Here is a 13,041-nt window from a genome sequence, read left to right as displayed (position 1 = left end):
CGTAGGTAGGCTCGGGCCGTGTCTGATCCTCGGCCGGGTACCCGGATGCTGCGTGACGTGGGAGCCTATCTGCTGGCACGGCTGGCGCTGGCCGCCGTGCTGACCGCGGTCATCCTGGGCGCCGGTCACCTGGTCGGGCTGCGCGAGTTCCCGGTCGTGGTGGCCGTGTTGTTCGCCATCGTCGTGGCGCTGCCGCTGGGTATCTGGATCTTCGCGCCGCTGCGCCGCCGGGCCACCGCCAGCATCGCGGCCTTCGACGAGCAGCGGCGCCGGGACAAGGAGACACTGCAGGCCAGGCTGCGCGGCGAGGACTCCTGACGCGCCACGGCGCGCGACGCCGGACTTGAGTGTGCCGCTGCGTCCGGGTGTTGCATGGTCGATGTGACGACGACGCTGACCGACTCCGATTACGCACGCGCCGAACAGATGCTGGCCCCGTACCGGGCGATGAAGGTGCCCGGCAGCAAGCTGGTGCCGCAGTGGCTCGCCGACGGTGCGCGATTCTGGTACCAGGTGGGCACCCGCTGGGTCGTTGTCGACCCGGCGGCCGGCACCCGCGCCGACGCCTTCGACCACGACGCCCTGGCCGCGGCACTGTCGGTGACGACGGGGCAACCCGCCACCGGCTCCGACCTGCCGATCGTGGCCGTCGACATCCGCGATGACGGCAGCGTGCGGTTCACCGCTTTCGGGGACCGCTGGGTCTGGTCGGACCGCGCGGGCATGCGGCCCTGCGATCGGCCCGCCCCCGTTCCCGGCGAGGTGCCCTCGCCCGACGAGCGGTGGATCGCGTTCCGCCGTGACGGCAACATCTGGATCCGGCCTGCCGACGGGGGTGACGAGTTCGCGCTCACCGACGATGCCGAACCGGACTTCGAATACGGCGGCCTACCCGACACCACCGGGGCCAAGGCGCTCATGCGGATCCTCGGCCTGCCGACTCCGTTCTTCTTCCACTGGTCACCGGACTCGACACGAATCCTGGTGCAGCGCATCGATCAGCGTGATCTGCCCGAGTTGGTGCTCGTCGAATCCAGCCCGGCCGACGGGGGCCGCCCGGTGGAGCACCGCACCCGCTACACCATGCCCGGTGAGGAGGCGGTCGCGACGATGACATGGAACGTCCTCGACATCGCGGAGCGCAAAGCCGTTCGGCAGCACGATGATCCGACGATCATCATGCACAACACCGCACTCGTCTACGCCTGGTGGGCGCACGGATCGGTGTACTACCTGCAGCATTCCCGCGACGCCCGTACCCTGGCGCTGCGCCGGCTGGATCCGGCGACCGGTGCGACGTCGACGTTGATCACCGAGACCGGCCAGACCCGGGTCGACCCGGCGGTGCTGCTCGGTGACCCGCACATGGTGCGGGTGCTGGACACCGGCGAACTGCTGTGGTGGTCACAGCGCGACGGCTGGGGCCATCTGTACCTCTACTCGGCCGACGGATCGACGTGCACCCGGATCACGCAGGGACAGTGGCTGGTCCGTTCGCTGCTGTGGGTCGACGAGGACCGCCGGCAGCTGTGGTTCGCGGCGGGTGGACTGGTACCCGAGGATCCCTACCTCCGACAGATCTGCCGCATCAACCTGGACGGTTCCGGGTTCACCCGGCTCACCGATGACGATCTCGACCACGACGCGGTCAGCCCGCCCGAGGGCGGGTATCTGCTGGACCGGGCGTCCTGTCCGAGCCGGCCACCGCGCTCGGCGGTGCTCGACGGTGACGGCCGCGAACTGGTCGTGCTGGAGCAACCCGGCACCGAGGCGTTGGAGAAGCTTGGCTGGCGACCCCCGGAACGCTTCCGCGTCACCGCCGCCGATGGCAAGACGCCGATCTACGGTCTGTTGTGGCGCCCGCACGATCTCGACCCGGACAAGCGCTACCCGATCATCGAGCACACCTATCCCGGGCCGCAGAACTTTCGGGCCGAACCGACTTTCGACGCGATGCACCAGGGCGAACCCGAGGCGTACGCCGCACTCGGTTTCGCTGCGGTGGCCATCGACGGCCGCGGAACCGCGGGGCGCGGCAAGGCCTTTCACGATCACTCCTACGGCGACCTGGGCAACGCGGGGGCGCTGGACGATCATGTGGCCGCCATCCGCGAACTCGGTCACCGGTATCCCTGGCTGGACACCTCGCGGGTCGGGATCACCGGCCAGTCCGCGGGCGCCTTCGCCGCCGCCCGCGCGGTGCTGACATATCCCGACTTCTACCGGGTGGCCGTGGCCACCTCCGGTAACCACGACAACGCCGTCAACCTGGCGATGTGGGCCGAGCACTATCATGGGGACGTCAGCGACGAGGGTAAGCAGGCGATCTCGAATGCGGCCCTGGCCGGCAACCTCACCGGCAAGCTGCTGCTCATCCACGGCGAACTCGACGACAACGCGCACCCGTACATGACGATGCGGCTGGCCGATGCACTGATCAAGGCGGACAAGGATTTCGACCTGATCATGATCCCGGGCGCCGAGCACGCGCTGATCGGCAGGCAGCATTACTTCCTGCGGCGTACCTGGGACTATTTCGTGCGGCACCTGCACGGCACCGAGCCGCCGAGCTACCGGCTCAAGCCGCTACCGCTGCCCGCGCTGGGCTGACGCCCGCAGGATGTCGCGGGCCCGGCGCAGCACGTCCAGCTGCGCCGGGTTGTACAGATCGGCCATCGCGTCACCGATGGCCTTCTCGGCGAAGCTCTCACCGCGCGGGGCGTCGGCGCGGACCTCGACCAGGCCGGGATGGTCCTCCCGGACCGACAGGATGTAGGGAGCCAGCCGCTCGGCGAGGTCGGCGCGGGTCGCCTCGTCGGCATCGGCGGGCAGCGCGTCCAGTTCGGCGGCGGCCGGGTCCTCGCGGGTGTCCCTGATCAGATCCGCGTAGATCTGCCTGCCGCGCGGACCCAGCACCCGGGTCAGCACCACCACCAGTTGCCGGTCCGCGTCGGTCATCTTGGCGACCGCGTCGGGGGCGGCGAAGTCCGGCGGCAGGTCCGTCGGCACCGCGTCGCGCAGCACGACGCCGAGTTCGTCCCGCGCACGCTGCAAGCGCTCGATGGTCGCCGCCAGCTCGGCGTCCAGTTCGCGCAGCGCCTGTTCGGGGTGGTCGTCGTCGGTGCCCATCGCCGCGATCTGAGGCAGCGAGAAACCGAGATCGACGAGGCGTTTGATGCGCACCAACCGGACCAGATGCGCCACGCCGTACTGCTTGTAGCCGTTGGAGCGGCGCTCCGGTTCGGGTAGCAGGCCGACCTGGTGATAGTGGCGCACCGCCCGCAGGCTGGTGCCGGCCAGCTCGGCGATCTCCCGGGTGCTCCACGCCACGGATCCATCTTGGCCTACACCGCAGAACTTGACTGTGCCGCTACGTCCGAGTGTGCGATGAGCACATGCCCGATACGACCGAGGAACGCGAACCGACACTGCTGGAACGGATGGGCGGGATCGCCGGATTGGTGTACGCCAGCGTGCCCACCTTCGCCTATGTGATCGTCAATGCCATCGCCGGCCTGACCGTGGCGGTACTGGTGGCGCTCGCCGTCAGCGCCGGGCTGATCGTGGTGCGGCGGCTGCGCGGTGAGCCCATCCAGCCGGCGGTGTCCGGCCTGCTCGGCGTCGCGCTGGCGGCCGGGATCGCCTACTTCACCGGTTCGGCCGACAACTACTTCCTGCCGGGCATCTGGATCAGCCTGGCCGCGGCGGCGGCGTTCACGGTGTCGGTACTGGTGCGTCGTCCGCTGGTCGGGGTGATCTGGAATCTGTTGCGCAGCACGGGGCCCGACCCGAACTGGCGCGCGGACAAGGCGGTGCTGCGCGGATTCGATGTCGCGACCATCGCGTTCGTGGTGTTGTTCGCCGCGAGGTTCGTGGTTCAGCAATGGCTGTACGACGGTGGCCACACCGGCTGGCTGGCGTTCGCCCGGATCGCGATGGGCTATCCGCTGCTCGGTGTGGCGCTGCTGGTGGTGTTCTGGGCGGTGCGCCGGGCCAACCGGTTGACGGCGACGGTGCCTACCCCAGACCCAGCGCCAGGCTCACCGTCACCGACCACACCAGCATCGTCAGGCCGGTGAACTGCAGCACCGGGATCAGCGCCGCGCCGCCGGAGCCGCCGCGCACCGGAGCGGCGGCCTTCACCGCCAGCGGCACCGCCGCGAATCCGACCGCACACCAGGGCGTGGCGAACATCAGCACCAGGGTGAGCACGAAGGTCACCGCCACCAGGGCCTGGAACAGCAGCCGGGTGCGCGCGTCTCCGAGGCGGACCGCCAGGGTGATCTTTCCGGAGTCGGCGTCGGTCGGGATATCGCGCAGGTTGTTGGCGACCAGCACCGCCGAGGACAACGCCCCGACGCCGACGGCCAGCGCCAGGCCCACCCAGTCCACCCGCAACGCCTGGGTGTACTGGGTGCCCAGCACCGCGACCAGACCGAAGAACACGAACACCGCCACCTCACCGAGGCCTCGGTAGCCGTACGGTTTGGAGCCGCCGGTGTACAGCCAGGCGCCGGCGATGCAGACCGCGCCGACGGCGATCAACCACGGCGCGCTGACGATGGCCAGCGCCAGGCCGGCGATCGCGCCGATGAGCAGGCTGACGATGGCGGCGGTCAGCACCGCGCGCGGGCCGGCGGCCTTGGAACCGACCAGGCGCATCGGCCCGCTGCGCACGTCATCGGTGCCGCGGATGCCGTCGGAGTAGTCGTTGGCGTAGTTGACGCCGATGATCAGGGCCAGCGAAACCGCCAGCGCCAGCAGCGCCTTCCACCACACCGCCGATCCGAGCCAGGCCGCCGCACCGGTGCCCGCGATGACGGGAGCCACCGCGTTGGGCAACGTGCGAGGGCGGGCGCCGGAGACCCATTGCGCAAAGCTAGCCACGCGGGCAATGGTTGCACGGTCCTCTCACCTGGCGTGACGCGGCGCACCTTGTCACATTGTGAGGCGCGCATGACACTGATCAAATGACTGACCGACTCAGCAAGAGCGAAATCGCCAAGGACGCCCTGCAGGAGGGCGTGGAATCCGTGGCGTCGACGGTCGGCGAGGTCGCCGGCATCATCACCACCGCCGTCAAGGATGTCGCGAACGCCATCGGCGGGCTGGCCACCGACGCCTTCGCGATCCGCGATGCCGCCCGCCAAGCCGCCGAACGGGCGGAGCTGGACGGTCAGACCGAGAGCTGATGCTCGCAGTCATCGGCGGCAGCGGTTTCTACACCTTCTTCGGAGCCGACGCCCGCACCGTCAATCTGGATACGCCCTACGGCGCGCCGAGCGCCCCGATCACCGTCGGCACCGTCGCCGGACACGAGGTGGCGTTCCTGCCGCGGCACGGCGTGCGCCACGAGTTCTCCCCGCACACCGTGCCCTACCGGGCCAACATGTGGGCGCTGCGCGCGCTCGGCGTGCGGCGCATCTTCGGACCCTGCGCGGTGGGCAGCCTGACCCCCGAGCTCGGTCCGGGTGCGATGGTGGTGCCGGATCAGCTCGTGGACCGCACCAGCGGACGCGCGGACACCTACTTCGACTCCGGCGGCATCCACGTCGGGTTCGCCGACCCGTACTGCCCGACACTGCGGGCCGCCGCGACCGATCTGCCGTCGGTGGTCGACGGCGGCACCATGGTCGTCGTGCAGGGGCCGCGCTTTTCCACCCGTGCGGAGAGCCAGTGGTATGCCGGTCAGGGGTTCACCCTGATCAACATGACCGGCCATCCCGAGGCGGTACTGGCCCGCGAACTCGAAATGTGTTACGCCGCAATTGCGTTGGTGACGGATCTGGACGCCGGGGTGGAGGCCGGTGCCGGGGTCCGCGCGGTCGACGTGTTCGCCGAGTTCGAACGCAACATCGGCGGGTTCAAACAGCTGGTGCATGAGGCCATCGCCGGGGTCGCACCGGAACGGACCTGCACGCACTGCCTGGCCCACGAGGGCGTGACCCTGCCCTTCGAGCTGCCGTGAGGGTGCTGCTCACCGGGGCCGCCGGGTTCATCGGCAGCCGGATCTGGGCACGTCTGACCGAGGCCGGGCACGAGGTCGTCGCCGTCGACACCATGCTGTCGGCCGCGCACCGCGAGGGTGCCGATCCGCCTCCGGACTGCCACCGGGTCGACGTGCGCGACGCGACCGCGATCGCCGGGCTGCTCGACGGGATCGACGTGGTGTGCCACCAGGCCGCGGTGGTCGGAGCGGGGATCAACGCCGCCGACGCCCCGTCCTACGGCAGTCACAACGATTACGGCACCACGGTGCTGCTGGCCCAGATGTTCGCCGCGGGCTGTTCACGGTTGGTGCTGGCCTCCTCGATGGTGGTCTACGGGCAGGGCGGTTACGACTGCCCCGAGCACGGGCCCGTCGATCCGCTGCCGCGCACCCGCGCGGACCTGGACGGCGGGGTGTTCGACCATCGCTGCCCGATCGGCGGGGAGCCGCTGCGGTGGCGGCTGGTCGACGAGGATGCGCCGCTGCGGCCGCGCAGCCTCTACGCGGCCAGCAAGACCGCCCAGGAGCACTATGCGCTGGCCTTCGCCGATTCGGTCGGCGGTTCGGTCGTCGCGCTGCGCTATCACAACGTCTACGGCCCCGGCATGCCGCGCGACACAACGTATTCCGGGGTGGCGGCCATCTTCCGCTCCCAGCTGGAGGCCGGCCAGGCACCCAAGGTGTACGAGGACGGCGGGCAGATGCGCGATTTCGTGCATGTCGATGATGTCGCGGCGGCCAATGTCGCGGCGGTCGAAGCGCAGATGGGCGGGTTCGCCGCGTTCAACGTGTGCTCGGGACGGCCGGTGTCGATCCTCGACGTGGCGACCCGGATCGCCGCTGCCCGCAACGCTCCCGCGCCGATGGTCACCGGCCAGTACCGCAGCGGGGACGTCCGCCATATCGTGGCCGACCCCGCTCGGGCGGCGCAGCGGCTGGGCTTCCGCGCCGCCGTCGCGCCCGACGACGGCCTGCGCGAGTTCGCCTTCGCGGCACTGCGGGACTAGCGGTCCGGGTTAGCTGAGTGCGTTCGGCCGCGCGGCGGCCTAACGTGCAGGGCATGGCCGACACTGTCGCGAACTCCGTCACGGTGGTGCTGCCGTGCCTCAACGAGGCGCAGTCGCTACCCGGTGTGTTGAACGGCATACCGAGTGGGTATACCGCGCTGGTGGTCGACAACAACAGCACAGACGACACCGCGAGCGTGGCTCGCGCGCACGGCGCGACAGTGGTGACCGAGGTGCGGCCCGGATACGGCTCGGCGGTGCACGCCGGCGTGCTTGCGGCCGAGACACCGATCGTTGCGGTCCTGGACGGAGACGGTTCGCTGGATCCGCGAGAACTCCCGGAACTGGTCACCGAACTCGACCGTGGTGCCGATCTGGCGATCGGCCGGCGCCGGGCGGTTCCGGGACTGCACTGGCCGTGGCACGCCCGGCTGGGCACCGCGGCGGTGTGCTGGCGGCTACGGCACAAGTATCGGCTGCCGGTGCACGATATCGCCCCGATGCGGGTTGCCCGGCGCGATGCGCTGCTGAATCTCGGTGTGACCGACCGTCGTTCGGGCTATCCGCTGGAGCTGATGGTCCGCGCGGCACAGGCGAACTGGCGCGTCGTGGAACGTGATGTGGCCTATGGCCCCCGAACCGGCGGCACCTCCAAGGTCAGCGGTTCGGTGCGCGGCAGTGCCATTGCCGCGCTCGATTTCTGGCGCGCGCTGTGATGTGGCCGGGGACGGTCTTGGTGGTGGCCAAGGCGCCGGTCCCGGGATTGGCCAAGACCCGGTTGGCGGCCACTCTGGGGGCCGAGGTGGCCGCCGATATCGCCGCCGCGGCGCTGCTGGACACCCTGGACGCGGTCGCCGCCGCGCCGGTGGCCCGCCGGGTGGTGGCGATGACGGGTGATCTGCGCACGGCCTGCCGGGCCGATGAGATCGCCGAACGGCTGGTCGATTTCACGGTGATCGAGCAGCGCGGTGACGGTTTCGCCGAGCGGCTCGCCCACGCCCATGCCGACGCCGCCGAGGCCGGTCTGCCGGTCCTGCAGATCGGGATGGACACCCCGCAGGTCAGTCCGGAGCTGATCTGCCAGTGCGGGCAGGCGTTGGGCGACGCCGACACGGTCCTCGGGCTCGCGGCCGACGGTGGCTGGTGGGTACTGGGGGTGCAGGACCCGGCGATGGCCGACTGCCTGTGCGCGGTGCCGATGTCGCAGCCCGATACCGGGGCGCGCACGCTGCTGGCCCTGTTCGATGCCGGGATCGGGGTACAACTGATGCCCGAACTCGCCGATGTCGACACCGTCGGGGACATCGACACCGTTCGCTGCGCATGCGCGCCCGCCGGTCGCTTCGCGCGGACCACCCGGCTGGCGGGCGTCTGACGTGCAGGGTCAACTCTACGAGGAAGCCCTCGGCGGGCAACGATGTTGGGTCCGGCATTCCGACGGCCGCCGACACCTGCTGCCGGTGCACAAGTGGCTGGTCGGCACCCATGCCGACCGCAGCTTCGACCGGGCGATCGTGGAGCTGTCCTCCGGTCCCACCATCGACCTGGCGTGCGGTCCCGGACGGCTGGTGGCCGGACTGGTGCAGCGCGGTCTTCCCGCGCTGGGGGTGGACAAATCGGAATCCGCGGCGGAACTGGCGCGTACCAGCGGTGTGCCGGTGCTGTGCTGCGATCTGTTCGGCCCACTGCCGGGAGTCGGTCGATGGCAGACCGCCCTGCTGGCCGACGGTAACGTCGGCCTCGGTGGCGACCCGTGGCGGGTGCTGCAGCGCGCCGCCGACCTACTGCGCCGCGGCGGTCAGTGCCTGGTCGAATTCGACACCAGGACAGTCGGAGTCGACCGGCAATGGGTGCGGCTGGAGTCCGCCGAGGGCAACGGGCCGTGGTTCCGGTGGGCATCGGTGGGGCTGGACTGCGCCGCGCGGATCGCCGCCGATGTCGGGCTCGCGCTGCGGGCGGTGCATCCCGTCGGGGATCGGGTGATCGCGAGCCTGGTCGCGCAATGACGGCGCTGCGCGGCACCGCCGTCACCAGCAGGGTCGGCGTCGCGCTCGGAATCGCGATCACGGTGTGCTTCGTCACCGGACTGCTCAGCCATCTCATCCAGCACCCGCAGCCCTGGTTCGTCTGGCCCACCCGCCCGGTGGGGTTGTACCGGTGGACGCAGGGACTGCATGTCGCCTCGGGGATCGCGGCGATCCCGCTGGTGGTGGTCAAGCTGTGGTCGGTGTGGCCCAAACTGTTCGAGCGTCCGGTCCTGGGTGGTCCGGTCCGGATGCTGGAACGGGCGTCGATCCTCGTGCTGGTGGCCTCGATCCTGTTCGAGCTGTCGACCGGGCTGCTCAACATCGCACAGTGGTATGCGTTCCAGTTCTATTTCCCGACAGCGCATTACGCGGTGGCCTATATCGCGGTGGGCTCGGTGCTGGTGCACCTGGCGGTCAAGTTGCCGATCGTCCGGCGCGCTCTCGGCGAGCCCGCCGACGCTCCGGCCGATCGTGCTCGTGCCGGCCCGACCCGGCGCACTGTGTTGCGCGGTACCTGGTTGGCGGTCGCGGTGGCAACGGTGGTGACCGTCGGGCAGACGGTGCCGCTGTTGCGGCGGGTGTCGGTGCTGGCACCGCGCACCGGCGAAGGGCCGCAGGGGGTTCCGGTGAACCGCAGTGCGGCCGCCGCCGGGGTGCTCCGGACTGCCTCGTCCCCGGAGTATCGGCTGACCGTCGCGAACGGAGCGATGCAGCGGGAGTTCACCATCGACGAGTTGCGCGCCATGCCGCAGACCACCCACCGGCTACCGATCGCCTGCGTGGAGGGGTGGAGCGCCGACGCGGAGTGGACCGGGGTGGTGCTGGCGGATCTGCTTGCCGCGGTGGGTGGTTCACCGGATACCGATGTGCGGATGATCTCGCTGGAGCAGCCGGGCCCCTATTCGCGCACCGTGCTGCCCGCGCGTCACGCCCGTGATCCGCAGACGCTGATCGCCCTGCGCGTCAACGGCCAGGTCCTCGACCTCGACCACGGGTACCCGTGCCGGTTGATCGCCCCGAGCAGGCCCGGTGTGCTGCAGACGAAATGGTTGACGCGGATCGAGACGCTGCGATGACCGTCGTGCGGGTCGTGTTGGCGGCACTCGGGTGTGCCGCCATGGCGTACGGCGTCGTCCTGGTGGCGCAGAACCCGCCGGTGATCATCCTGCGGATCCTGATCTGGGCCGTGGTCGCGGTGGTGGTGCACGATCTGGTGTTCGCACCGGCCTGCGCGGCCCTCGGATGGGCCGGCCGCAGGCTCGTCCCGGTGCGGTGGCGGTCACCGGTCGCGGTGGCCGCTCTGTGCAGCGTCGTGCTGGTCCTGCTGGCCATCCCGGTGTACGACAAGCCGGGGCTGAAACCGGACAACCCGTCGGTTCTGGACCGCGATTACCCGCTCGGGCTGGGGATCGCGTTGGCGGTGGTGTGGCTCAGCGCTGTGCTGTCGCGGTTGATCCGGCTACCAGTTCGTCAGGATCAGATGGTTGATCGCCAGGGCACCGATGACGTTGAGCGCCAACCACCAGCAGTGTGAGCGCGCCGTTAGCAGGGCTCCGGCGGCCGTCAGCCACACCGTGAACGGCAGCCAGATCCGTTCGGTCTCGGCCTTGCTCAGCATGCTCATATCGGCGGCCAGGATCGCCAGCAGCGCGCCGACCAGGATGACGGGCAGGCCGGCGCGCCCGCGCAGCGCCCGGACATCCAGGGCCCGGCCCAGACCGGCCACACTGGCCAATCCGATGGCGCAGACCGTCGAGGCCAGATTCGCCCAGCCCCAGTACTGGAACGGGCGGTCGTTGGCAATGCCCTGCCAATAGCGTTCCTGTACCAGGACATAGCCATCGAACCACCAGAAGCCGGCGGCATAGAACACCGCGACCACCGCCAGTGCGGCCACGACGGCGGGCAGCAGCGCGCGCAGCGCGGTGCGCCGCCGGTCGGCGGTGATCAACACCGCCACCGCGGGGATGGCCATCAGCCCCAGGCCGTAATTGAGGAAGATCGCCCACCCCAGCACCAGCCCGGCCGCGGCGGCCAGGGCCGGCCGGTACCGCGGGGTTGTGTGCACGGCCAGCGCCAGCAGGGCGATACCCCAGGCCGCCACGCCCGCGAAGTAACCGTCGGCCGAGGCCGCGATCCAGATGGCGGTCGGTGCCACCGCCACGAACGGCGCGGCATGGCGCGCGGTGGCCTCGTCGGCGACGGCGCGCACCGCGATGAGGATCGCCGCCGCGGCGCTGGAACCGACCAGCAGACACAACAGTCCCGCCCACGCACCACCGCCCAGGCCGATACGGTCCATCCACACGAAGGTCAGCAGCGCCCCCGGTGGATGACCCGAGACGTGGGTGATCCAGGAATCCGGTTGGTAGTCCAGGATCCGGTCGGAGAAGGTGCGCAGCGCCTCGGGGATGTCGGTGACCGTCGGCACCTGTCGCAGGTATTCGTGCCGGGCGGTCAGCCGGCCGGCGAACCCGCGCTCCCATCCGTCGATCATGGCCAGCGAGAAGGCCCACAACGCCGAGGTGCCCCAGGCCGCCGACACCAGCATCCGCCACGGCAGCCGGGCCGCCACCGCCGGGCCCCACAGCACGGCGGCGACACCGATGAGCACCGCGGGCACGGTGCCCCATCCGACATGTGCCTCCCACCACCCGAAGATCGGCGCGGTGTCGGCGAAGGCCTGGATGCGCTCGGGTGTGCTGTTGATCAACGGGGTGACGATTCCGAGATCCAGGTGCGGCACCACGAACGCCGCGACCACGAGCGTCACCCCGATGGTCAGCGCCACTGATTCCCGTCGGCCTATGCGCATGGCCTCCACACTATGGGTGGCCCGTCCGCGACCCGCTTCACAAGAAACTTGACAGGTGTTAATAATGGGCGGATGACTACCTCATCGGCGGCATTCTGCGCGCGTTATGGCATCGACTTTCCGCTGTTCGCGTTCAGTCACTGCCGCGATGTGGTGGCCGCGGTGACCAACGCCGGCGGGTTCGGCGTCCTCGGCGGCGCGGCCTACTCGCCCGAGCGCCTCGATCAGGAGCTGACCTGGATCGACCAGCACGTCAACGGCAAGCCGTATGGCATCGACATCATCGTGCCCGCCAAGTTCGAGGGCAAAGGCGAGAAACTGTCGGGTGACGACCTGGCCTCGCGCATCCCCGACAGTTACCGCGAGTTCGTCAACAAGCTGCTCGCCGACCACGGTATCGAGCCCGACACCGAGGTCCGCACCGGCAAGCCCGTGCTGGCCGGGGGCAACGGCGAGGAACTGCTCGCGGTCGCGATGAGCCACCCGATCAAGATGATGGCCAATGCCCTGGGTGTCCCACCGGACTACATGATCGAGGCCGGCCGCGAGCGCGGGATCCCGGTGGCCGCTCTGGTCGGTGCCAAGGAGCATGCCGTCAAGCAGGTCGCCGCAGGGGTGGACCTGATCGTGGCGCAGGGCACCGAGGCCGGCGGGCACTGCGGTGAGGTGTCCACGCTGGTCGTCGTCCCCGAGGTCATCGATGCCATCGACGATGCGGTGCCGGTGCTGGCCGCCGGCGGCATCGTGACGGGTCGGCAGATGGCCGCCGCGGTCGCGCTGGGTGCGGCCGGTGCCTGGACCGGTTCGGTGTGGCTGACCACGGAGGAGGCCGAGACCGAGCCGCACACCGTCACCAAGATGCTGGCCGCCGGTTCACGCGACACGGTGCGGTCGGCCGGTCGCACCGGTAAGCCGTCACGACAGCTGCGGTCGGACTGGACCGATGCCTGGGCGCCGAATCCGGGTGGGCAGCAACCCCTTCCGCTGCCACTGCAGAACATGTTGTCCGAGCCGGTGCTGCGCCGCATCGACGCGCTGGCCGACCAGGGGCATGAGGGTGCGCGGGCGCTGTCGACGTACTTCGTCGGGCAGGGCGTCGGCCTGATGACCAAGGTGAAACCGGCCCGCGATGTCGTGCTGGAGTTCATCGAGGACTATCTGGCCGCCACCGAACGGCTGAGTAACTCGCTGCCGGACTGATAA

Annotated in this window: 15 protein-coding genes; 12 read left to right on the top strand and 3 right to left on the bottom strand. The window is 70.0% G+C overall.

What is annotated here, in order from left to right:
• The first annotated feature begins 45 nt into the window (after nt 1-45).
• Nucleotides 46-318 carry a DUF4229 domain-containing protein gene (locus ACWDUN_RS21795; RefSeq protein WP_449932217.1) on the top strand — a complete coding sequence of 91 codons (273 nt, stop codon included), beginning with the start codon at nt 46-48 and terminating at the stop codon, nt 316-318.
• A 63-nt stretch (nt 319-381) separates the two neighbouring features.
• A complete protein-coding gene (locus ACWDUN_RS21790) occupies nt 382-2,610 on the top strand; it encodes a DPP IV N-terminal domain-containing protein (protein ID WP_449932216.1) in 2,229 nt (742 codons plus the stop codon).
• On the opposite strand, the gene ACWDUN_RS21785 is transcribed toward ACWDUN_RS21790, so the two are convergent.
• Nucleotides 2,587-3,330, bottom strand: coding sequence for a helix-turn-helix domain-containing protein (locus tag ACWDUN_RS21785; protein ID WP_449932086.1), 744 nt, complete (start codon nt 3,328-3,330; stop codon nt 2,587-2,589). The two genes, ACWDUN_RS21790 and ACWDUN_RS21785, sit on opposite strands and share 24 nt — an antisense overlap.
• Before the next feature lie 65 nt (nt 3,331-3,395).
• On the opposite strand from ACWDUN_RS21785, the gene ACWDUN_RS21780 reads away from it, so the two are divergent.
• Complete coding sequence (locus ACWDUN_RS21780; RefSeq protein WP_449932085.1) at nt 3,396-4,079, top strand: DUF3159 domain-containing protein; 684 nt, start codon at nt 3,396-3,398, stop codon at nt 4,077-4,079.
• On the opposite strand, the gene ACWDUN_RS21775 is transcribed toward ACWDUN_RS21780, so the two are convergent.
• Nucleotides 4,018-4,887, bottom strand: coding sequence for a 1,4-dihydroxy-2-naphthoate polyprenyltransferase (locus tag ACWDUN_RS21775; RefSeq protein ID WP_449932084.1), 870 nt, complete (start codon nt 4,885-4,887; stop codon nt 4,018-4,020). The genes ACWDUN_RS21780 and ACWDUN_RS21775 overlap by 62 nt on opposite strands.
• Nucleotides 4,888-4,970: 83 nt before the next feature.
• Between ACWDUN_RS21775 and ACWDUN_RS21770 the strand changes: the two genes are divergently transcribed.
• Genes ACWDUN_RS21770 through ACWDUN_RS21735 form a run of 8 tightly spaced genes read left to right on the top strand, consistent with a single transcriptional unit; the run spans nt 4,971 to nt 10,557 of the window.
• Nucleotides 4,971-5,192 carry a hypothetical protein gene (locus tag ACWDUN_RS21770; protein WP_449932083.1) on the top strand — a complete coding sequence of 74 codons (222 nt, stop codon included), beginning with the start codon at nt 4,971-4,973 and terminating at the stop codon, nt 5,190-5,192.
• The gene (locus tag ACWDUN_RS21765) at nt 5,189-5,968 is read left to right on the top strand and encodes an S-methyl-5'-thioadenosine phosphorylase (protein ID WP_449932215.1); all 780 of its coding nucleotides are present in this window, start codon (nt 5,189-5,191) and stop codon (nt 5,966-5,968) included. The genes ACWDUN_RS21770 and ACWDUN_RS21765 overlap by 4 nt, the downstream gene beginning before the upstream one ends.
• On the top strand, nt 5,965-6,996 hold the full coding sequence (locus ACWDUN_RS21760) for an NAD-dependent epimerase/dehydratase family protein (protein WP_449932082.1): 1,032 nt from the start codon (nt 5,965-5,967) through the stop codon (nt 6,994-6,996). Before ACWDUN_RS21765 ends, ACWDUN_RS21760 begins: the two co-directional genes overlap by 4 nt.
• A gap of 53 nt (nt 6,997-7,049) precedes the next feature.
• Nucleotides 7,050-7,712 (top strand): glycosyltransferase family 2 protein, encoded by a 663-nt coding sequence (locus ACWDUN_RS21755; protein WP_449932081.1) that lies wholly within the window; start codon nt 7,050-7,052, stop codon nt 7,710-7,712.
• Entirely contained in the window at nt 7,712-8,371 is a 660-nt protein-coding gene (locus ACWDUN_RS21750) for a TIGR04282 family arsenosugar biosynthesis glycosyltransferase (RefSeq protein WP_449932080.1), read from the top strand. Before ACWDUN_RS21755 ends, ACWDUN_RS21750 begins: the two co-directional genes overlap by 1 nt.
• A 1-nt stretch (nt 8,372) precedes the next feature.
• Nucleotides 8,373-9,002 (top strand): SAM-dependent methyltransferase, encoded by a 630-nt coding sequence (locus ACWDUN_RS21745; RefSeq protein WP_449932079.1) that lies wholly within the window; start codon nt 8,373-8,375, stop codon nt 9,000-9,002.
• Nucleotides 8,999-10,099 (top strand): molybdopterin-dependent oxidoreductase, encoded by a 1,101-nt coding sequence (locus tag ACWDUN_RS21740; protein WP_449932078.1) that lies wholly within the window; start codon nt 8,999-9,001, stop codon nt 10,097-10,099. Before ACWDUN_RS21745 ends, ACWDUN_RS21740 begins: the two co-directional genes overlap by 4 nt.
• Nucleotides 10,096-10,557: a hypothetical protein gene (locus ACWDUN_RS21735; protein WP_449932077.1), complete on the top strand. Its 462-nt coding sequence runs from the start codon at nt 10,096-10,098 to the stop codon at nt 10,555-10,557. Before ACWDUN_RS21740 ends, ACWDUN_RS21735 begins: the two co-directional genes overlap by 4 nt.
• On the opposite strand, the gene ACWDUN_RS21730 is transcribed toward ACWDUN_RS21735, so the two are convergent.
• Nucleotides 10,483-11,838, bottom strand: coding sequence for a hypothetical protein (locus ACWDUN_RS21730; RefSeq protein WP_449932076.1), 1,356 nt, complete (start codon nt 11,836-11,838; stop codon nt 10,483-10,485). The two genes, ACWDUN_RS21735 and ACWDUN_RS21730, sit on opposite strands and share 75 nt — an antisense overlap.
• 72 nt (nt 11,839-11,910) lie before the next feature.
• Here ACWDUN_RS21730 and ACWDUN_RS21725 point away from each other — a divergent pair, with 72 nt between their 5' ends.
• Nucleotides 11,911-13,038, top strand: a complete 1,128-nt coding sequence (locus ACWDUN_RS21725) for a nitronate monooxygenase (RefSeq protein WP_449932075.1) — start codon at nt 11,911-11,913, stop codon at nt 13,036-13,038.
• Nucleotides 13,039-13,041 lie beyond the last annotated feature (3 nt).

The sequence above is a fragment of the Mycobacterium sp. NPDC003323 genome, assembly GCF_053589535.1.
This window is presented reverse-complemented; position numbering and strand designations above follow the sequence as displayed.

Excerpts from the sequence above, each read along its gene's own strand:
- ACWDUN_RS21740 (WP_449932078.1), top strand. The coding sequence starts at position 8,999 with ATGACGGCGCTGCGCGGCACCGCCGTCACCAGCAGGGTCGGCGTCGCG.
- ACWDUN_RS21755 (WP_449932081.1), top strand. The coding sequence starts at position 7,050 with ATGGCCGACACTGTCGCGAACTCCGTCACGGTGGTGCTGCCGTGCCTC.
- ACWDUN_RS21735 (WP_449932077.1), top strand. The coding sequence starts at position 10,096 with ATGACCGTCGTGCGGGTCGTGTTGGCGGCACTCGGGTGTGCCGCCATG.
- ACWDUN_RS21730 (WP_449932076.1), bottom strand. The coding sequence starts at position 11,838 with ATGCGCATAGGCCGACGGGAATCAGTGGCGCTGACCATCGGGGTGACG.
- ACWDUN_RS21770 (WP_449932083.1), top strand. The coding sequence starts at position 4,971 with ATGACTGACCGACTCAGCAAGAGCGAAATCGCCAAGGACGCCCTGCAG.
- ACWDUN_RS21795 (WP_449932217.1), top strand. The coding sequence starts at position 46 with ATGCTGCGTGACGTGGGAGCCTATCTGCTGGCACGGCTGGCGCTGGCC.
- ACWDUN_RS21780 (WP_449932085.1), top strand. The coding sequence starts at position 3,396 with ATGCCCGATACGACCGAGGAACGCGAACCGACACTGCTGGAACGGATG.
- ACWDUN_RS21750 (WP_449932080.1), top strand. The coding sequence starts at position 7,712 with ATGTGGCCGGGGACGGTCTTGGTGGTGGCCAAGGCGCCGGTCCCGGGA.
- ACWDUN_RS21725 (WP_449932075.1), top strand. The coding sequence starts at position 11,911 with ATGACTACCTCATCGGCGGCATTCTGCGCGCGTTATGGCATCGACTTT.